Here is a 20,313-nt window from a genome sequence, read left to right as displayed (position 1 = left end):
AGCTTACTCGACTAGGTGCTGGCATTTCAGTAGGTTATGTATTTTAATCTTCGATATTCTTCCACTTTTGTTATTTCAGCATTTGGATATTGTTTCATATAGTAGGTCGTTAAATCTTGCTTTAATGTCATCATATTTCCTCCGCCTACAATTTCATATGATTCATTTCTACCACCATAACTTAGCTTAAGAATTAAATCTTTTACTTTATAGTTGCCATTTTCAGTAGCCGATCCGTCCTGAGACTGATAAGAAAAACCATCTGGATAGCTAAAATTATATTTTGAATTCACTCTTTTTTCTGCATTTGTTACTAGTTCGGTCTTTATTAGTTCTGAGATATCTTTATTTGCGGACTCTACAAAAATGAATTCAATACCAATTGGGAAGTATTCCTGCCATCCTCCAATTCTCGGTCCTGTTGCTGAAACAGTGATTTTGGAAAAGTCATTAAACTTGTCTTTTATAGTTAGGATTGCTTTTCCCATTTCGGAAGTGGTGATGATTATGTTTTTCCCTTCGATGATTGCAGATGCAACATTTTCATTGTCTGTTGCCACAGTATATTCACCGTTGACTGATAAAATTGCAACAGTATCTTTAGCTCCAGCAATTAATTCAATTAAGTTTTTACTCAAAACAATTGAAGTGTCATTCTTTTCACTAGAACACGATGTCATAAGAAAAGCAATTAATCCAATTGTTATCGTGGGAAAAAATATCTTTTTAATCATATATCTGAAATTTACGGTTATTCTATTTTTTATGCTTGCACCTAACGGTAAATTGTATGATGAGTAGTGGCAGATTGCGTGGTAGTTTCCTGTCAAACCGCTACGCAGTTTGAGTAGGCTACAAGTCTTGATATTTAGCACTTTACCTGCCATTACTTATACAAAGTGTTAGCACAAGTATTTTTTATTTTATTTTCATCAATTTTATAGACAATAATTTCTTTTGTATCCCAGTAATTCTTCTTTATAAACTTATTTAATGATTTAAATATATCAGGTTTAAACATCCCATTTTTTGTATAAAATATTTCATCACGGTAATATACAGTGTGAATAGTCCAGCCAAAATCGTTGACAAAAGCAAGTATTACATCATTCGGAATAGTTATTTTTAGATTTTTTCTGGGTTTTGTGCTAAATTCAGTAATTTTTGTAAAAGAATTATTCAAAATTTTTTCTAATGATACTCTATCTGTATTTGTTGTTTTTCTAAAAATATTTTGACTATATGTCTTACTGTTTTCAAAATACTTTTCCAGTGCATATGAATAGCAATTTTGTATGGCTGTTTCATTTGAGAGAAAATAACCTTTTGAAGCAAAATAGCCCGCGTGATTGATATTGTCAGAAAGAGTGTCTATTCTTTCTTGATTTAAAACACTTACTCTTATAGTGTCATTTAACCATAAAACATTAATGCTTATAGACTTCTTTCCTACTTCTATTGTATCCAACGTAATAGATTTGATATTAATCGGAGAATGAGTTGACAAGCTCATCTGACAATAACTTTCAATGAAAATAAAGTTTAGAAGTATTATGATGATATATTTTTTAAAAGTGCTCATTTTCTCCTTTATTCAGTATTTGTGCTAACTTCTTAAATTGTGCACCATAGGTGCACTTATTTCTGCTATATCAGATAAAAAGGTGCACAATACATGCCGTATTGGGGTGTATTGTGCACCTTTTTCAATTTTACAATCCCAAACTTAGCAAATTATAATCAATACTTTTGTGCTGTTTCGAAATAATTATGTGTTGAATAAAAATTAAACTGATTGTTCTTCAGTATTCAAACCAAAAACAGATTCGCGAGCTTATACCATTTGGCTTTATAGCTCAAACTATAGTCAATTTGGTCTAAAGTACTAAATCGAAATAAAGATTCAAGCCGTCAAACCTGCCAACTTTTAGGGATGTGAGTAATTGCACAAAAAAAGCTTTTCTATTTTGGAAAAGGGCCAAGGGAGAGCCATTTTTTCTATTTGCGTTGTGCTGTTTTAGCATCTTGCTATTATAAAATCAACTACTAATCGATGTTATTTATTTTATGTGGCTAAAGCCTATCTATTCACTTCATGTTATCAGTTGCTTAAAAGCAACTGCAATAGATGTTTTGCATTAGTTTCATTTCACTTTCTCAATCATTTATATTTTCTATTGCCTAAAAAATAAGAGCGATAAACAGTCTGGTTTTCTATTTACATCAGTAAATGCTTTGTGTTTTTTATCTATTGCAGTTCGGCTTTAGCCAACTGGAATTAAAATATTCTTAGTGTTTGGCTTTAGCATCATCTTACTTCTTCAATCTCTTGCTTGCAAGGGTATCATTAAAAAACAAAGGGCTTCACATAGTGTGAAACCCTTAGCCTTAGCTTTAAACCAATTCGCCGTCTGCCACCTTTGTTTTTTGCGGCGTTTTACCAACTCATTGTTTTTATCGATTAATTCGGCCATGGTTTTGGCGGTAGCTTCGTAGGTAGTTGGATCTACCTTTGCCATGGTATTCATATAGCTCACTAAGTTATCGTTGATTTCTGTGATGCTCTCTTTCTTCAATTTACTGGGCGAAGCCAAATCTTTCTTCACGCTTTCAGAATACAGCTGTGGTTTTACTTGAAACCAGCTGTGGTTTTCTGAAAATATCAGATTTGTTAAATCCAGCGTCTTTTATTGCTTTTATGGGGTGTTTGTAAAAAAATCCCAGGCTTCTGCCCGGGATATTTCCGATATTTTTCTTGTTTGTTGAATTGTTATTCCAATTTTGGTTGTAATGTTTTTATCTAAAAAAAGTTCCTGTAGCTGTGTCGGGAGCATTTCGACGGTCGGCAGCTTTTTTAATTACCTCTTCTTTTTCTTGGTTGGTGTACAGCGACCAGTTGCCTATTTCTTCTGTTGTTCTTCTGCATCCAAAGCATACGCCGTTGCTGTCTTGCCGGCAAATGCTAATGCATGGTGATTGTATATCTTCCATATTCGTTAAATCAATTTATTGTTATTTAATAACTATTACTTGTTTAATAAACTTCCATACCAAAAATTAGAAGTTTTTAGCTAATAGCCCTTGGCTAAAAGCTATTTAAAACAGCAGGAAATATAAATTTGGAATGCGATTCATCCAAAAAGAAAGTAAAAATCGCACATGCTATTTAAATTGAATACAAATAAAGATAAAGTTATCTGTTTTTCAAAATGGAGACGCAGATGATTGTGATTTTTTATGATCTCTGCAGATGATTTTACTTGTTGGGAGTTTGTGAAATTTTAGATTAAATCTTATCAAATGAAAAATCCCGAACTGCTAAGTCCGGGATTTTCTCTAACCCTAATTACTAACCTAAATCTAATCTATGAAAAAAAAACTTATCTGTTTCTACATTACAAATATAGGGTATGGAAATGCTAAAAGGATTGAATTAAAGTTAATGAAGCTTAAAATGTTATTGGTTTATTTTGCATTTTCATTTTTCAGGCATTCAGTGCCCTTTAAAAAAAAAGAAGCTAAAATTAGAAGAAGATTTTGCAAGCTTCTTCCTTATAAATTGGTATAACAGAAAAATCCCGAACCGCGAAGTCCGGGATTTTCTCTAACCTAAATCTAATCTATATGAAAAAACATTTTCTGTTTTGTACACTACAAATGTAGGGCATAGAAATGCTAAAAGGATTGAATTAAAGTTAATGAAACTTAAAAAGTTATCAATTTATTTTGCATTTGCATTTTTTAAATAGGCCTGAACATATCGTATTTCAGAGTAAGAGTAATCTGAACCAAGTTCTTGTTTGCATTCATTCAGGCTTTCAACACCCTCTTTTTCAAGCTGTTTTTTAATTTTTTTGATCTTTTTTTTCTCCACAAATTTATCGAGAGGCAGCATTCCCAGACCTACGTAATGCGCCAGATGTTTATCTATTGTTGTAACGGTAAGATCTCTGAATGCGGAAATTTCACGCACTGTCCGGCCATCTTTATACAATTCCAGACTTATCTCTTTCGTATCTTGTTTGTTACCGGGTTTTATTATTTTTTTTGGTTCGGCCGATGTGAAATTCAACAGACCCAGATTTTGCCCCTGGCGATATTCCGTAACCATTTTGATTACATCTGCGCCGTAGTGTTCAATTTTTTTCTTTCCAAAGCCTTTCACAGCTTTTAATTGATCGGTTGTGTAGGGCAGATTGTTGGCAATATCAACCAGACTTTGCTGCGAGGCGATGTAATAAACCGGAGCATTTATTTTATCGGCCAGATTCTTCCTCCATTTTTTTAGTGTCCGGAATAAATTGGGATGTTTTACGTTTTCATCAACCACCTCTTTAGGACTCTTTAAACGAAAACTTTGTTTCTCGAAATGAGCTTTGGCGCGCACAGTTTGGTAATTGGCAGTATCGAATTTTTTCAAACACGATTTTAAACTAACAAGTTTAACGCTTAGCTTTTCATTCAACTGTTTTAAATGACCCTCAATTACTTTCTTTATATTTTGATTATCGGTATCGAAACTAAAATCTTTCAGAATGGGTTGCAGGTGTTCCTCCAGTTTCCCCACGAAATAGGCCGAAGCTTTGCTGATCCTTTCCTGCGCCTCTTTGTTTTCATGCAAGTTCTGATTATCGGCACAATATCGTTTTACCGATGGAATAAATTTTTCGCCAACCACCAGAATTTCAGGTCCAAGAAATGGAAAGGCAGCATTCATTTTATCAGCTAAATTGCCCTGAATACTGTTTCTGTTTTCCTGCAAATGCTTGTTGCAGTAATTGCAGATTCGGTAGATATCATGAAAAGAAAACAGTTCTTCGAGAAGCTGAAACTGATATTTACGAATGGAATTCTCCAGATTTTCTTCCCCCGGAGGATTGGCTTCAATATTTTGAGTGAATTTAGATACGGCGTTGTCGCAGATGATTCCCGATTTACTTAGCGTTGATTTAAGAACCAATCCTTCCAGCGACTTGCATCGGCTCAAGGCTACGTAAACCTGTCCGTGAGCAAAAGCCGCATTGGCATCAATTACTGCTCTTTCGAAAGTCAATCCCTGACTTTTATGAATGGTAATTGCCCAGGCCAGTTTCAATGGGAACTGCGAAAAACCGCCCGAAATTGTTTCTTCAATTTCTTTGCTTTCCGGGTTGATGCTGTAATTGATGTTGTGCCAGTCTTCAGGATACACATCAATTTCGAAATTGTCTGTCTCGCATTTTACATGAATTACATCATCGCCAAAACCGGTAACCGTCCCTATTTTGCCGTTAAAATAGAGCTTCTCAGGCGAGCTGTCGTTTTTTACAAACATCACCTGTGCCCCTGTTTTTAATTGCAGCTGCTCTTCGGTAGGAAAGGAGTATTCGGGAAAGATGCCTGTAATGTTCGCCTTAAATTGCTGCGATTTTCCCTTTAATTGCTTTAGTTTTTCTTCATTTATCTTCTGAGCCCGGGCATTGTGTGTTGTTAAAGTGATGTAACCATCCTTATCGGTTGGTTTAAAATCGGGCAAATATCTTTTTTCCAATTCGGTATAGGATTCCTGCGAGAGTTGGTTGTTCCTGATTTCATTCAGAATTTTAATGAAGCTTTCGTCTTTTTGGCGGTAAACATGTGTAAGTTCGATACTTATGTGCTGCGATTGCAGAAATGCACGACTGCTAAAAAAGAAAGGGGTTTCGTAATGATTCCGAAGCAAACTCCATTCTTCATTTTTCACCACAGGAGGCAATTGCTGCAAATCGCCAATCATCAGTACCTGAACACCACCAAAAGGCAGGTTTCTGTTTTTAAATTTGCGAAGCACTTCATCTATACCATCCAGTAAATCGGCGCGAACCATACTAATTTCATCAATAATCAGCAGGTCGAGAGATTTTATAATATCGATTTTTTCTTTTCGGTATTTCCGGATGGGAGAATTGGATTCGGTTTTGGGGTTTTTATCTTCGTTTAAGATTTGCCCTGGCATTATGGGGCCAAAAGGCAGCTGAAAAAAGGAATGAATGGTTACACCACCAGCATTAATGGCCGCCACACCGGTGGGGGCAACAACTACCATTCGTTTGGGCAGTTCCTCTTTTAGCTGGCGCAAAAAGGTAGTTTTTCCGGTACCGGCTTTACCCGTTAAAAAAATTGTGGTGTTTGTGAATCGTACAAACTTGTGAGCCAGATCCAGTTGCGAATTACTTTCCATTTTGTAAACATCTGTTTTTTGAGAAACTAAAAATACGAAATGTTAATGGGATACGGATGGAAATTTATGTAAGATTAATTGGAGTAAGGATATGTAATTGGCTGTTTAGCCCAAAAGCTAATATCCCGAAAGCAAAGTTTTTTTATTTACAGGAAGAGGAGCCTGTTCTTTTTCATGCCGGGAATTCAAAAAGCATGGCAGACTAATGTGCAGATAACAAGTGCAGTTCAGGAAATTGTAATACCGGTGTGTTACTTTCAGGTATTCAGTGATTGGATATTTGGAACCATCCTGATGAAGGTAATGTTCCTTGAAAAAATATTCCAAATCGATGTGAAGCACTTTTTCTGAAAGAGTGGCTTCAATAAATTTAATATCCTTTACCAACCAGGGAGCTTTAAGTTTTAGAGCTTCAGAAAAGATCTTGAATTCATTCATTGTATCAGGATTTTAAAGAACAAATCCGGATTGTAAAAAATCCGGATCTGTATTTAAATAATTATTTTTTTCCCATTCGCCTAAAAGGCAAAAGAACTAAAAAGCATAGTTAAAATGCAATAAGAAACGGGTACTGCTTTCTATCTCTGAGTTGGCAACGGTTCCGTCAATCTGAGTAGTTCCATAAGCCGCCGCAGTATAAATAATTTCGCCGCCAATTTTCATTTTACCAGCTAAAAACTCAATTCTTGGAGCTATCTGATACAGGTAATCGATATTGGATCCAAGGCTGTACAAACCAACAAAACTGCCATTGTTTTTGGCCAGCTCATCGTCGGCACCCAGGTTTTTGCTGTAACCGGCGTTCAAACCATATCTAACATTTCCAGCTGTTGTGAAGACATCAGAAACCAGATTCCAGGTTTTGATATTGGTGTATTCGTAATCGCCGTTGGTTTTAACATTCTTAACCCCATATCCACCAAGCATAAAGAAATCACACATGTTTTGGCCATAAATGTTTTGAATGTTCCATTTGAATTTTTTTCCGGTAATACTCAACCACAAATTTGTATAGCTGCTTCCGATTTTCTCATCGGTTTTAAGGCCAAGAGAATTTACTGTTAGGGGCATTAAGGTTTTGTAACCAACAGTAATCCCCGTTGAAATAACCTTTGAAAGTTGAGTCTCGAATCGGGCATTGAATTCAGGAATGGCCGATTGTTGTGCGTATTTCACACTATTGCCTTCAGGCCCTTTACTTTTAAAATCCATTTGAGAAAGCAAAGCCAGACTCAACTTACTGTTTTTGAGTTTTCGGGTATATCGTAATTGTGGTGCACGATTTAAAACTCCAACAGGAATGCCTGCACCCCAATGCAATACTCTTGGGAATGCTGATTCAATAAAAATCGGGTGCCAGTATTTACCAGCTAACAACTGATCTTTTTCCCAATCTAATTTGATAAAGGCATGACGCAAACGCAGCAAACCTGTTTGATCGTTAGTCGTTCCCACAAAGTCTCCTTCTACCACAGCAGTACCTTTTGCTCCGAAAGCTTCGAATCCGGTAAGGGTAACATTTAATCTCGACTGAATGGATGTCATCATAAATTCGGAGCGGTCGTTTAGATCATTGCCTTCTGTGTCTAAAGATTTTGCAGCAGGGAATAAAAGAATTGCTCCTTCGCGCGCATTCACCGTTTTTCTGGTATCGAAATAGCTTTCGGCGGCCACAAACCCGTGTATACTAACAACTGGTTTTTCTTGTGCTTTCGTTGCAATCCCCGATAAAACAAGGACTGAGAGGAATAATGTTTTTATTGTTTTCATTTTAGTTTTGATTTGGAAGTTGGTGATTACTGCTCTTGCAGTGTAAGTTTTGGAGAAGCTTTTTTATAAGCTACATAAAGGAAAACCGCCAAGCTTGATAATGCAGTTACAATGCCAAGAGGATAAGCGATTTCCTGCGATAAACTAAATCCTTCAGGAGCAATTAAGATATAGGTCACCACAACTGCAGTCATAAAGGTTGCCGGCAAAGAAATAAACCAGTGACTTCTTGCCTTGGTAACCATATACATTGCCGCAGTCCAAAGAACAACTGTTGCTAAAGTTTGGTTGGCCCAACCGAAATATCTCCAGATGATTGCAAAATTTACTTGTGTCAATAAAAATCCAACAACAAAAAGAGGAATGGTAACAATTAAACGTTTTGTGATTGATTTTTGAGAGAAATTAAGAGAATCGGCGATTGTTAGGCGAGCGCTTCTAAATGCTGTATCACCAGAGGTTATTGGTGCAGCTACAACTCCAAAAATGGCAAGAAATCCACCAATTTTTCCCAGCAGACTATTGCAGATTTCGTTTACTACCCATGCCGCATTGTGTCCTTGTTGTGCCATTGTTTCTCCCAGTTCTCTAACGCCACCAAAAAAGGTCATAGCGGCAGCAGCCCAAATCATAGCAACAACACCTTCGGCAATCATAGTACCGTAAAATATCTTTCTTCCTTGTTTTTCATTAGTTATACAACGAGCCATTAAGGGAGACTGTGTTGCATGAAAACCCGAAATTGCTCCGCATGCAATGGTGATAAACAGTAAGGGGTAGGTTGGATATTTATCAGGACTTGAATGTAAATTACCAATATTGGCAGGAATTAGTTCAGGAATATGGAATCCTCCAAAAATAAGAGCTCCAGCGATTCCAAAGGCCATAATTAGTAAGCAAAGGCCAAAAAATGGATATACTTTTCCAATTAGTTTGTCGATGGGTACTAGTGTTGCGATTAGATAATACAAGAAAATAGCGCCAATTAAAATGGAAATATTGAATCCTGTTAATCCATTTAAGATACTTGCAGGGCCTTTAATAAATACCACTCCAACCAGCACCAATAGAATTACAGAGAACACTCTCATGAAATTTTTGAAGGCTGGTCCTAAGTATTTTCCTACTACTTCGGGAATACTTGCACCACCATGACGTACGGACAGCATTCCTGAGAAGTAATCGTGAACTGCTCCGGCAAAAATACATCCAAATACTATCCAAATGAATGCAACAGGTCCCCAAAGAGCACCTGCAATAGCTCCAAAGATAGGACCTAATCCTGCAATATTTAAAAACTGTATTAGAAAAATTTTCTTCCAACCCATTGGTACAAAGTCAACACCATCTTCCTGCGCAATGGCAGGGGTTGTTTTTTCCGGGTCGGCACCAAATTTGTTTTCAACAAATTTTCCGTACACAACGTAACCCAAAATCAAAGCCACAATACATATAAAAAAGGTTATCATAGTAAATTGTTTTGAATGAATAATGATTTATCGATTAGATAATTTATTGATACAAAACAAGTGGAATCGTTTGCACTGCAAAAGGGTAGTTTTGCGCAAATCAATGAAAAATACGCTCACATGCCTGTGAGTATTATTACGTATATTTGGCTTGTATACTGCTTGTGGATAAGGAATTAGCCTCTTATTTGGAACAGGTACAATTAAAGCGTGATAAGTGCCTCTTTTTCAGATTATATTTCGATAATGTTGTGTTTAACTGCAAACATTACCATTGCAATTGAGTTGGTGCAATTTGTTTTGCTTAGCAGGTTTGCCCGATGACGTTCGACGGTTCGGATACTTATAAACAGCGTGTCGGCAATTTTATTGTTGTTGAAGCCTTTACAGATTAATTGCAGTACTTCAAGTTCACGATCAGTGAAATTGACAATTTCTGAGGGTTTTTTTTGTTCTTTGCGTTTGTTTAGAATTCCAACAAGCAGTTCCTGCGAAAAGTAAGATCCGCCTAAAACGACAGTTTGCAGAGCTGCAGACAGTTCATCAACATCTGAATTTTTTAATAGAAAACCTTTCACCCCGGCTTCCACCATTTTGTCGTAATACTGTTCTTCCCCATGCATAGAAAGTACAATTATTTTGAGCTTTGGATGAAATCTCATGGCTTCAATTGCAGCCTCAATACCATTCATTTTTGGCATGTTAATGTCCAATAAAACAATATCGGGAGTACTAATTTCCAATAAATTCAAAAACTCCTTACCATCTTCGGCTTCAGCAATAACATTAATGCCTTCCATATCTTCCAGAAGAAAACGCAGGCCTTTCCTAAATATTTTGTGATCATCAACAATGATAATTTTTTGTTCTTCCATATCCGAAGTTTTAAAGGTTTACGGTAACAACTGCCATCATACCACCGGTTTCAGGCGTACTTTGGATATTGTGTGTTCCATTTAAGGAGCGAATTCGGCTTAGAATATTGTACAAGCCCATTCCTGATGTTTCGATACTAATCTCTTGTGGATTGAAACCTTTCCCATCGTCAATATAAATAAGATTTAGAGAATTATTCTCTTTTGAAAGTGTAATTTGAATGTTACTGGCCCCGGCATGTTTGATGGTATTGTTGATTAGTTCTGTAACAACTCTGTATATCACCACTTCCACCTGCTGGTTTAATCTGCCTTCCAAATTTTTCGAATCCAATGTAATGTTGATTGATTTGGATAAGTTTATTTGGTTGATAAACGAGTGAATGGCATTTACCAGTCCAAAATCGTTTAAAACATGGGGGCTTAAATTGTTTGATATTTCTTTGATATTGACCAGGGTTTCGTTTACTATTTCCCGGGAAGCCGTAATTATTTTCTCATTTCGATCGCTTAATTTTGATTTTGCAAGGGCGGAAAGATACAAGTTAATACTGGACAGCAATGGACCAATAGAATCGTGAAGATCGGTAGCAAATCTCTTTCTCTCGTTCTCCTCTGTTTCAATAACGGCGTTTAATACTTTGCGTTCTGTTTCTTGTCTAACGCTGATGTCACTAATTACTGCCAAGATTAATCTGCTGTCTGGCAAATCAATTAAGCTGAAGTGAATCTCAACCGGGAAAGTTGTTTTATCTTTTCTTTGCTGAACCGATTCCAGTTTTAAAGATGGGTTTTTAGGATTTAGCTTTTGCCAGTAGGAATGCAACTGATCCAATTCGAATTTGTGATCTAAAAGAGTCACATTGGAACCAATAATTTCATCGCGTGTATACCCCAGCATGGTAGTTGCCGCCAGATTAACATCCATAATTTGTCCATCGAAATTAAGGATGATTATTTCATCGGCGGCTTGTTCTATTAAAGATCTCCATCTCTTTTCCGAAGCTTTAATTTTTTTTTCGGCTTCCTTTCTTTGTGTGATATCAATTAAAGTTCCAACCAGATTAATGGCTTGCTTTTGCGATTCGAAATTCATAATTTTTGCTTTCGCCTTCAGCCACATCCAGGTTTTGTTCTTTGCCTGAATCCGAAATTCCACAACAAAAAGATCACTTTGGCCACTTTCCAGTTTTTTCCTTTCCGAAAGAAATATTTTTAAATCATCCGGGTGAATTAGTCTTTCGACAAATTCGGGCGTGTTTTGAATCAAATCAGAATTATAGCCTAGTTTTTCCCATATATTCTTGCTGATGTAGGTCGTTTTCATCGTGAAATTGTGTTCCCAAACACCATCAGAATTGGCATCAAGCATTCTCAATAGCCTGTTTCTGCTGCTTTTCAACTCTTTATTTTTGGCTAGTAACCGACTTTCGTTTCGTTGCCGTTTAATTTTTGCATAGGTAATAATAAGCAGTAACAGAATGATAAATGTAATTAGAATGATGAGGCTAAATTTGTGTTTCGATAAAAATGAGGGAGGCTGATTAATGATTAAACTGCTTTTTGGAAGCTGTTTTGCCTCAATCCCGAACCGTTTCATTTGATTGAAATCGAATTGAAAACTATTGTATCCTTCAGTTACAATTGGAATCGAATTTACATCAACACCATCGATAATTTTAACAGCCAGTTCAGCGGCCAATTTCCCTTGTTTAAAACCACTTGTCAGCATACCGCCAACAATTCCTTCATTAAAATAAAATTCCCATGAGCTATAAATGGGCAGCTGGGTGGCTTCACGGATTATTTCTATGTTTTCCTGATAAGAAATATAGTTCCCCTCCTTATCCCGGCTAAAATTAATAAGGAGAATAATATTGGAGTCATCAAGATTTTTCACCTTCTCTACCAAATCTTTAATGGAAAGATTCTCCAGAAATACTAGTTTGACATCTGTTTTTAATTCGGGCCAAAATGAGATGATGTGATTTCGGTTGATCACAGCCGATGTGGTGATATTATCGTTGATTACAACTAAATTTTTGGCTTTTGGATGCAGTTTAAGAGCCTGCTCAATAGTTTGCTTAAAATCGATGTATTCGGTGACTCCTGTAACATTAGTCATTCCTTCAATCAGACTGTTGTCAAATTGATCGATCGAACAGAAAATGATGGGAATGTCCTTAAAAAATTCTTTTTGATAGTCGCGGGTAAAGTAAAGAGCGTTATTGTCTGAAGCAATAACTGCAGAGTAGGGGATTTCCTGATGTTTTAGGCGGTATAATTTTACAAACTCATCAAGGTATTCTTCATCATACCTTCGTTTGGTATCCATGTACTCAAACTGAATTTCGATATTTTCGTGTTGATTCAGAACAGATAGAATTCCTTTTGTGATGTTGTCTGTCCAATTCAACCCTTGATGGTAGGAATGGAGAATCAGTACTTTTTGTCTTCGGGCTGAAACATCCAACGAGAGAGCCAGTAAGATAGCCAGAACTAAGAAAATGCACTTGTATATTTTGAGGTGTAATTTCATTCTAATTGGTTATTCTGCAATAAAATATTTGTCTTCGATTAAGTACAAAATGCAAATTAATAAGTAGAATAACAAGACAGTCTGTACCTTACTCAATTTCAATAATTCTGTTTTTTACTGCGTACATTACCAAGGAAGTTGAATTTTTACAAGCCGTTTTGCTTAGTAAATTAGACCGGTGGCGGTCAACCGTTCTTTGGCTGATAAATAATTCCTCTGCAATTTCAGCATTGCTGTAGCCATCACAAATTAGTTTTAAAACTTCCAATTCCCGTTGGGATAATTTTACGGTTTCAGTTCTTAATTTATGCAGTCTTTTCTGATCAAGAATATCAACTAAAAGTTCTTGAGAGAAGTAACTTTTTCCGGCCATTACTGCCTCAAGTGCTGCTATCAATTCATCCGCATCGGAGTTTTTAAGCAGAAAACCTTTAACCCCGGCATCTAACATCTGATCGTAATATTCCTCTTCTCCATGCATGGACAGAACAATTATTTTCATGTCAGGAAATTTCTCGAGAGCTTTTCGGGTGGCTTCAATTCCATTCATTTCAGGCATGTTAATGTCCATTAAGGCAATATCGATCGGAATAGTATCTGCCATTTCGAGAAATTCTTTTCCGTTCGAAGCTTCCCCTACGATGTTGATGTTAGGAACGCTATTTAAAAGAAACCGCAACCCACTTCTAAACATTTTGTGGTCGTCTACAATCATTACCCTGTACTCACTCATGCTTTTTAATTTACAGATTAATTTCTACTACTGCCATCATGCCGCCACGTTTTGGGTGGCTTTTTATTTTGTGCGAACCATTTAACGACTTAATCCTGCTAAATACATTATACAATCCCATTCCCGTTGATGTTCCGGCATTAATCTCCTTGGCATCAAAACCAATTCCGTCGTCAATATAGATAAGAGAAACTAAATTTTCTTCTCTTGACAAGTTTATTTCAATATTTGTTGCCTTAGCGTGTTTAATTGTATTGTTAATTAATTCGCTTACTACCCTAAAAATAACGACTTCAACCTGATGGTTGATTCGCTCTTTCATATTTTCAGCATAAAAACTAATGCTGATGGCCTGCGATAAATTGATTTTGTTGGTGAAAGAACGAATGGCTTTTTCCAATCCGAAATCGTTCAAAATATGCGGGCTCAGGTTGTTCGAAATTTCTTTGATGCTTACCAACGCTTCATTTACCGCTTCAACAGAAGCTTTTATAATGTTCTTTTTCTCTGCTTCCGATTCAAATTTATTTATGGATGACAGATACAAGTTGATGCTGGAAAGAAGAGGACCAATAGAATCATGCAAATCGGTAGCGAACCGTTTTCGTTCACTTTCTTCTGTGTTAATTACTGCATTTAGAATTTTGCGCTCGGTTTTCTGGCGTTCACTAATATCATTTACCAAAGACAAAATGAGTTTACTGTCCTGCAATTCTATCAGGCTAAGGTGAATTTCAACAGGAAAGCTTGATCCGTCTTTTCTTTTTTGCATCGACTCAAAAGAAAGAGAAGGGTAGGAAGCATTTAATTTTCTCCAATAAGAATGAAGTTCCGAACTGCTGTGTCTGGAATCTATTTCGCTGTAATTCAGTGTCAGAATTTCATCAGCAGAATAGCCCAGCCAATTGCATGCTGCTGAGTTGGCATCCAGAATATTGCCGTCAGTATTGTAAATTAATATTCCATCTGATGCCTGCTCAATTAAGGAACGCCATCTTTTTTCCGATACTCTCAACTTTCGTTCTTCGCTTTTTATTGTTTCTTCGGCTTCTTTTCGTTGGGTGATATTAATAAGTGTGCCAACAATGTTTAAAGGTTTTCCATTTTGGTCATAATCAAGAATTTGTCCTTTTGCTTTGAACCACATCCAGTCTTTAGTGGTTGTGAAAATTCTGAATTCGACAATAAACAATGCACTATAGCCCAATTTGTTTTGCCGGTGTTTTTGTTTGATGATGATTAAATCCTCCGGATGAATAATTTTGCAGAGAAGATCTTTGGTGTTTGAAATGGTGACAGATTTATAGCCCAGTTTATCCCAGATGATCTTACTAATGTAGGTTTGATCGTTTGCGAAATTATGCTCCCAAACACCATCCGAATTTGCATCCAACATTCGAAGAAGCCTGTCCCGGCTGCTTTTAAGTTCCAGATTTGCTTCTTCTAAATTTTCGGTTCGCACTTTAACAAGTTCCAAAAGATTGTGACGGTGATCCTCCAGCTCCTGATTTTGTTTGATAATTTGTTCGGTTTGCAGCTCCAGTTTTTCGTTCGCAAACACAACCTCTTTTGTTCTGTCGGCTACTCTTCGGTCCAATTCTTCATTTTGCTGAATCAGTTTTTTCTCATTTTGCTCCCTTTTCAATTTCGAGTATCTTAAAATGATTGCAATGATTAAGCCGAATATAATTATTACAAATAGTGATGTTTGGTACTGGGGAACAATAGGAGGTGGTTGATTGCTGATGATACTGCCTTTTGGAAGTTGTTTAGGGAGAATTCCAAAATGTTTCATTTGTTCAAAATCGAATTTGAAATTGTTGTATCCTGATTGTACAATTGGAATTTTATTGATCTCTTTCCCTTGCAATACCTGAAGAGCAATTTTAGCTGCTAATTCCCCTTCTTTATATCCGCTTGTGAGCATTCCTCCAACAATACCCTCGTTAAAATAGAATTCCCAACTGCTATAGATTGGTAGTTTTGTTGCCTCTCGTATAATTTCAATATTTTCCTGATAGGAGATAAAATTGCCTTCTTTATCGCGGCTAAAATTCAGGAGGTAAATAATGCTGTTGGGGTCAAGGTGTTTAATCTGATCAACCAGTTCATCAATGAGTAAATTCTCCAAAAAAACAAGTTCAACATCGGTATGTAAGTCGGGCCAAAAAGATTTAATGTTATTTCTGTTTAAGATTGCCGACTGAGTCTGATTGTCGTTAATCACAACTAATTTTGTTGCTTTTGGATGCAAGCGCAAGGCAACTTCAATTGTTTTTCTGGAGTCAATTTCTTCGGTAACACCTGAAATGTGTTCGATCCCTTTCACCAGCTGATCGGAGAATTGATTAATAGAACAGAAAATTATTGGTGTGTTTTTAAAGAAATCGGTATAATAATCTCTTACAAAATCCAAGGCATTGTTGTCAGAAACAATGATGGCATCAAATTTATTTTTTAGATGCTTGAGGCCATAAAGATTCGCGAATTCTTTCAGATATTCTGGGTTTGAATTCCGTTTTGTGTCCATGTATTCAAACATCAGCTCAACATTGTCTTCATGGCCCAAAACAGACTGTATTCCGGCACTTACATTATCGGTCCAATTCAATCCCTGATGGTAAGAATGCAAAACAAGTACTTTTTGTTTTCTTGCAGAAGCCTGAAATGCAAAAAGGAAAACGAAAAAAATCAGAAGGAGAGTCTTCCAACGAATGTTACTTCTATTACTCATATTCAGTTTATACTTCTCCATCATAAAATGGTTATATCGGGTCAGTTTCAAAGGAAGGGTAAGATACAAAGGCTAAATATGATATGCTATGTTGTAAAATACCCAATTTGGGCACCTTTATGGTTTCGGATTTTCAGATTTATTGCCTGAAATATATCTATTTAATGTTCTGTGTTAGAACAGCTTCTCCGCTTAGGATTTTTTTTGCAAGACTTTGTATGGTTCGTTTTTTTACAAGAACAGTATAATTTTTTCTTAATTCTGAAAAATCATCATGCAAAGGGCATTTGTTTTTATGATCGCAATTCTTAAAGCCAAAACTACAGCTGATAAAAGATTTTTCTCCATCAATTGCTGTAATAATTTTATAGAGTTGAAGATCTTCATGCTCTTTATCAAAGAAAAACCCGCCATTTCTTCCTTTCAAGCTTTTTATTAGATCGAAGCGTGTTAGTACCTGCAATATTTTTGCAGTGAAATGTTCTGGTGATTCTATATTTTTGGCTATTTCCTTAAATCCCGGACGTTTTTCTTCCCAGTTTTGCAACTGGACATAAACCAGTGCACGAATTGCATATTCGGCAGTTTTTGAGAGCATAAATATTATGAATTGCTAGTACTTATTTAATTTTGACTTATTATAACAGAAATTAAAATCCAGAAAAAAGACAAATAGGTCTTTTAATCGCTAAATTAGATTAATATTTTAACAATTACAAAAGTGAAGAAATAAGGGGAGTGGGATTACATAAGGTGTTTTGAGCGGGAACAAATGAGGCAGAATCAATTTTGATTCTGCCTCATTTTTCTATTTTCAGCTCGAAATAGTCTCAGCGCTAACTGCTGATACTAATTTATTTACAATCCCAATACGTTCATTCCCTGTTTAAATACAACATCTTTTGGAATACCGGCACTGTTAATACGATCTAAATCTTTCTGAAGATCTTCACGAATAAAACCTCTGTCGGCAATCATTTGTTTTGCCGCTTCATAGTCACCATCACCCTGAACAATTAGAATTTGTTTTCCCAATTCATTCATAGCAGCTTTCATTTTCCCGAAATCAACTTTGTAAGTTCCTGTTTCTGCATTTCTTGTAAAGGCACCTTGCTCTTCGAAGAAATAGAAACGAATCATATTTGCTTTTCCGTGAGCACTGGCAGCACCAAAACGTACCGAACGGAAAATACCTGCCATAAAAGTAACATAGTTATCCATCAGCTTGTCAGCATCGAGTTCGCCCCATTCAGCCATTTGTGTAATCATGTACAAACCAAGAATATCTGCTTTTCCTTCTTCAATAGAAGTATAAGTATCCTTCAATGCTTTGCGAACGCTTTCATGATCTTTTAAAGTGTATTTAATACCCAAACCGTGAGCTACTTCGTGAAACATTACATTCTCGAAGAAAGCATCAAAAGTTACGTTATTGCGTTGACTTTCGTCCATCAGTAAATCAGAAATAGGAACTAAAATCTTATCGAATTTAGCCTTCATTGCATTTTTTAACTGCAATTTTCTTGATCCTTTTTGAGCGTGAACACGAGGATCGTTTGGCAGGTTAATAGCAATGTTCTTGCTGCCCGCGTTGCAATCGCCGGCATAGTAAATCACATCGTAAACATTCATATCTGCATTAGCGTTCGCTTTTTCTGCTTTGTATTTGGCAGGAACAGGAAGACCTTCCTGCAGGCGTGGCAGTAATGAAGCAAATTTTGATAATTTTTTGCTCCAAACTTTGTCTTTTACCAAAATCTGACCCGAATGAGAAGCTTTGTATCCGTAAAGAGCATCTTCGTATGTTTCGATAGGACCAACTACGAAATCAAGCGTGTTGGTTTTCATATCCATCCAAGCCAAATCAGAAGCCAGATAATCATCAGTAAGAAGAGCCGTAGAACGTAGCTCAAGATATTTTTTCAGACCAGCATCTTCAGCTAATTCTGAGGCTTTTAGTAACAAATCAGCAGCTTTTTTAATTTGTTCTTTGTAAACAACATGATAAGGAACCACTTTCAGTTCTCCGTTCTCGTCACGTTCAATTTTTGTATACCAATCGGTTTTCATTTCGTCCGGAATGGCATCAAATTCTTCTTGAGTCATGTCGCCTGGATAGAAGTTAGCACCTTTAGGTTTTGCCCCAAATCCGTCTATAAAAGGCAGGTTGTCGTTCAGACGATCCCAAGGTCCGTAATTTATTTTTGAATAAGCAACAGCAGCAGGATCAGTAAGTGCTCCTAAAAATTCCGCTTTGTCTCCAATTGCATCTTTCCAGAATAACTCTTCCATAATATCAGCAACTTCCATTAAAATAGGAAGCATCTGTTTTTCGTTTTTGGTCAGTTTACTGATGTCTGTTGTAAGTTCAAATTCAGCGTACTGATCTACTAATTTTTGTATTGGAGAAACCTCAGTTTTTTTGGCTGGTTTCTCATTACAAGCTACAAAGCCTATACTCATAGCCAGCAACAGTGTAATTGAAGCGATTTTTTTCATTTTTGTGTGATATTTAAGTTAGAAAATGTTGTTTGGTTTTGATTTTTCCAACAATAAAATTGTTGAATTATTTTTACATTGCATGATCTTTTTGTTAATAATCAAAAATACAGCAAAGAATTGTTTTATCAAGATTTACCTGATAATAATTAACTTAAACAAGCTAACAATTATAAAAATGAAGAATAAATATTTAATTGCGGCCATTCTTGTATTTGGCCTGTTTCAAACATCTTCTGCTAAAAAAAAGGAAGAGGAAAAGAAAAGTTATCAGTTTACTATCGAAAAGCAATTGAAAGCAACGCCGGTGAAAAATCAGTACCGATCCGGAACTTGTTGGTCTTTTGCAAGCATTTCATTTTTGGAATCGGAAATTATTCGGTTGGGAAAAGGAGGATTGGATCTTTCGGAGATGTTTATTGTGAACCGTAACTATCATTTACGTGCCAAGGATTATGTCCGTTTTCACGGGATGAAAAGTTTTTCTGCCGGAGCTGAAGGCTGGGATGCTTTAAATGTGGTGAAGAAATATGGTCTGATTCCGCAATCGGCTTACTCAGGAAATACATTTGGTGAAACAATGCCGGTGCACGGCGAAATGGATGAGGTTTTGAAAGCCTATGTTGATGCTGTGGTGAAAAACAAGAACAAAAAAATTACTCCGGTTTGGATGAAAGGTTTTGATGGAATTTTAGATGCTTATTTGGGGGAGATTCCAGAGACTTTTACATACAATACTAAAGAATACACACCAAAGTCTTTCGCAGAGGAACAAGGCCTTAATATGGACGATTACGTAACAATTACTTCCTATACACATCATCCGTTTTACGAAAGCTTTATTTTCGAAGGACCGGATAACTGGTCGTTGGGTAAGGTGTACAATTTACCAATGGATGAAATGATGCAGGTTGTTGATAATGCCATTGAGAATGGATACAGTCTTGCCTGGGGAAGCGATGTTAGTGAAGATGGATTTGCATATCGTAAAGGTGTGGCTGTAGTTCCCGAAACCGAAGAAAAAAGCATGGATAATGCGGAAATTTCGAAATGGGAGAAAATGAGCAAGGATCAGAAAGCGGCATACGGAACAGAATATCCTGTGAAAGAAAAAGAAATAACACAGGAAATGCGTCAAACTGCGTTTGATAATTACGAATCGACTGAAGATCATTTGATGCACATGGTGGGTACTGCGAAAGATCAAAATGGCAACAGGTATTACCTGATCAAAAACTCGTGGGGAACCGACAACAATCCTTACGATGGATATTTTTATGCATCGAAGGCATTTGTACAGTACAAAACCGTTGGTTTGCTATTGCATAAAGATGCGATTCCTGCCGAGATTGCCAAGAAACTGGGATTGAAATAAAATCCAAATACTAATGAAGTGGGCTTGGATGAAAATTCAAGCCCTTTTTTATACAAAACACCTCCTCCCACGTGGGAAGGAGGTGAAAAAAAAGCAATGGAAACGAATTTCCATCACAAA

The 20,313-nt window shown here is 36.4% G+C and carries 15 protein-coding genes; 1 reads left to right on the top strand and 14 read right to left on the bottom strand.

Annotation, left to right across the window (positions count from 1 at the left end; all coding sequences use genetic code 11):
• Positions 1-26 precede the first annotated feature (26 nt).
• The 14 genes from ACY0M5_RS01885 to ACY0M5_RS01820 all read right to left on the bottom strand — a co-directional run bounded on the left by ACY0M5_RS01885 (position 27) and on the right by ACY0M5_RS01820 (position 18,818).
• Entirely contained in the window at positions 27-680 is a 654-nt protein-coding gene (locus ACY0M5_RS01885) for a hypothetical protein (protein WP_461630624.1), read from the bottom strand.
• A gap of 206 nt (positions 681-886) precedes the next feature.
• Complete coding sequence (locus ACY0M5_RS01880) at positions 887-1,468, bottom strand: hypothetical protein (RefSeq protein ID WP_461630623.1); 582 nt, start codon at positions 1,466-1,468, stop codon at positions 887-889.
• 853 nt (positions 1,469-2,321) lie between these two features.
• Positions 2,322-2,606 carry a hypothetical protein gene (locus ACY0M5_RS01875; RefSeq protein ID WP_461630622.1) on the bottom strand — a complete coding sequence of 95 codons (285 nt, stop codon included), beginning with the start codon at positions 2,604-2,606 and terminating at the stop codon, positions 2,322-2,324.
• A gap of 190 nt (positions 2,607-2,796) precedes the next feature.
• Positions 2,797-2,991 (bottom strand): DUF1289 domain-containing protein, encoded by a 195-nt coding sequence (locus ACY0M5_RS01870; RefSeq protein ID WP_101310318.1) that lies wholly within the window; start codon positions 2,989-2,991, stop codon positions 2,797-2,799.
• A gap of 730 nt (positions 2,992-3,721) precedes the next feature.
• Positions 3,722-6,199: a helix-turn-helix domain-containing protein gene (locus tag ACY0M5_RS01865; protein ID WP_461630621.1), complete on the bottom strand. Its 2,478-nt coding sequence runs from the start codon at positions 6,197-6,199 to the stop codon at positions 3,722-3,724.
• Between the two features lie 117 nt (positions 6,200-6,316).
• Positions 6,317-6,637 carry a hypothetical protein gene (locus ACY0M5_RS01860; RefSeq protein ID WP_461630620.1) on the bottom strand — a complete coding sequence of 107 codons (321 nt, stop codon included), beginning with the start codon at positions 6,635-6,637 and terminating at the stop codon, positions 6,317-6,319.
• A 96-nt stretch (positions 6,638-6,733) separates the two neighbouring features.
• Positions 6,734-7,969, bottom strand: coding sequence for a hypothetical protein (locus tag ACY0M5_RS01855; RefSeq protein WP_461630619.1), 1,236 nt, complete (start codon positions 7,967-7,969; stop codon positions 6,734-6,736).
• A 26-nt stretch (positions 7,970-7,995) separates the two neighbouring features.
• Positions 7,996-9,438: a carbon starvation CstA family protein gene (locus ACY0M5_RS01850; protein ID WP_461630618.1), complete on the bottom strand. Its 1,443-nt coding sequence runs from the start codon at positions 9,436-9,438 to the stop codon at positions 7,996-7,998.
• Positions 9,439-9,671: 233 nt separating this feature from the next.
• A complete protein-coding gene (locus ACY0M5_RS01845; protein ID WP_461630617.1) occupies positions 9,672-10,313 on the bottom strand; it encodes a response regulator transcription factor in 642 nt (213 codons plus the stop codon).
• A 10-nt stretch (positions 10,314-10,323) separates the two neighbouring features.
• A complete protein-coding gene (locus ACY0M5_RS01840) occupies positions 10,324-12,852 on the bottom strand; it encodes a sensor histidine kinase (protein WP_461630616.1) in 2,529 nt (842 codons plus the stop codon).
• Positions 12,853-12,940: 88 nt separating this feature from the next.
• A complete protein-coding gene (locus tag ACY0M5_RS01835) occupies positions 12,941-13,585 on the bottom strand; it encodes a response regulator (protein WP_461630615.1) in 645 nt (214 codons plus the stop codon).
• 10 nt (positions 13,586-13,595) lie between these two features.
• Positions 13,596-16,340: a sensor histidine kinase gene (locus tag ACY0M5_RS01830; protein ID WP_461630614.1), complete on the bottom strand. Its 2,745-nt coding sequence runs from the start codon at positions 16,338-16,340 to the stop codon at positions 13,596-13,598.
• A 136-nt stretch (positions 16,341-16,476) separates the two neighbouring features.
• Positions 16,477-16,917, bottom strand: a complete 441-nt coding sequence (locus ACY0M5_RS01825; protein ID WP_461630613.1) for an RrF2 family transcriptional regulator — start codon at positions 16,915-16,917, stop codon at positions 16,477-16,479.
• 260 nt (positions 16,918-17,177) lie between these two features.
• On the bottom strand, positions 17,178-18,818 hold the full coding sequence (locus ACY0M5_RS01820) for a dipeptidyl-peptidase 3 family protein (protein ID WP_461630612.1): 1,641 nt from the start codon (positions 18,816-18,818) through the stop codon (positions 17,178-17,180).
• Positions 18,819-18,996: 178 nt separating this feature from the next.
• Between ACY0M5_RS01820 and ACY0M5_RS01815 the strand changes: the two genes are divergently transcribed.
• Positions 18,997-20,193, top strand: a complete 1,197-nt coding sequence (locus ACY0M5_RS01815) for a C1 family peptidase (protein ID WP_461630611.1) — start codon at positions 18,997-18,999, stop codon at positions 20,191-20,193.
• The last annotated feature ends 120 nt before the right edge of the window (positions 20,194-20,313 follow it).

Source organism: Labilibaculum euxinicum (assembly GCF_963678175.1).
In the GTDB taxonomy this organism is placed as follows: Bacteria; Bacteroidota; Bacteroidia; order Bacteroidales; family Marinifilaceae; genus Labilibaculum; species Labilibaculum euxinus.
The sequence above is the reverse complement of the archived record's forward strand: the minus strand, read 5'-3'. Positions and strand labels throughout refer to the sequence as shown.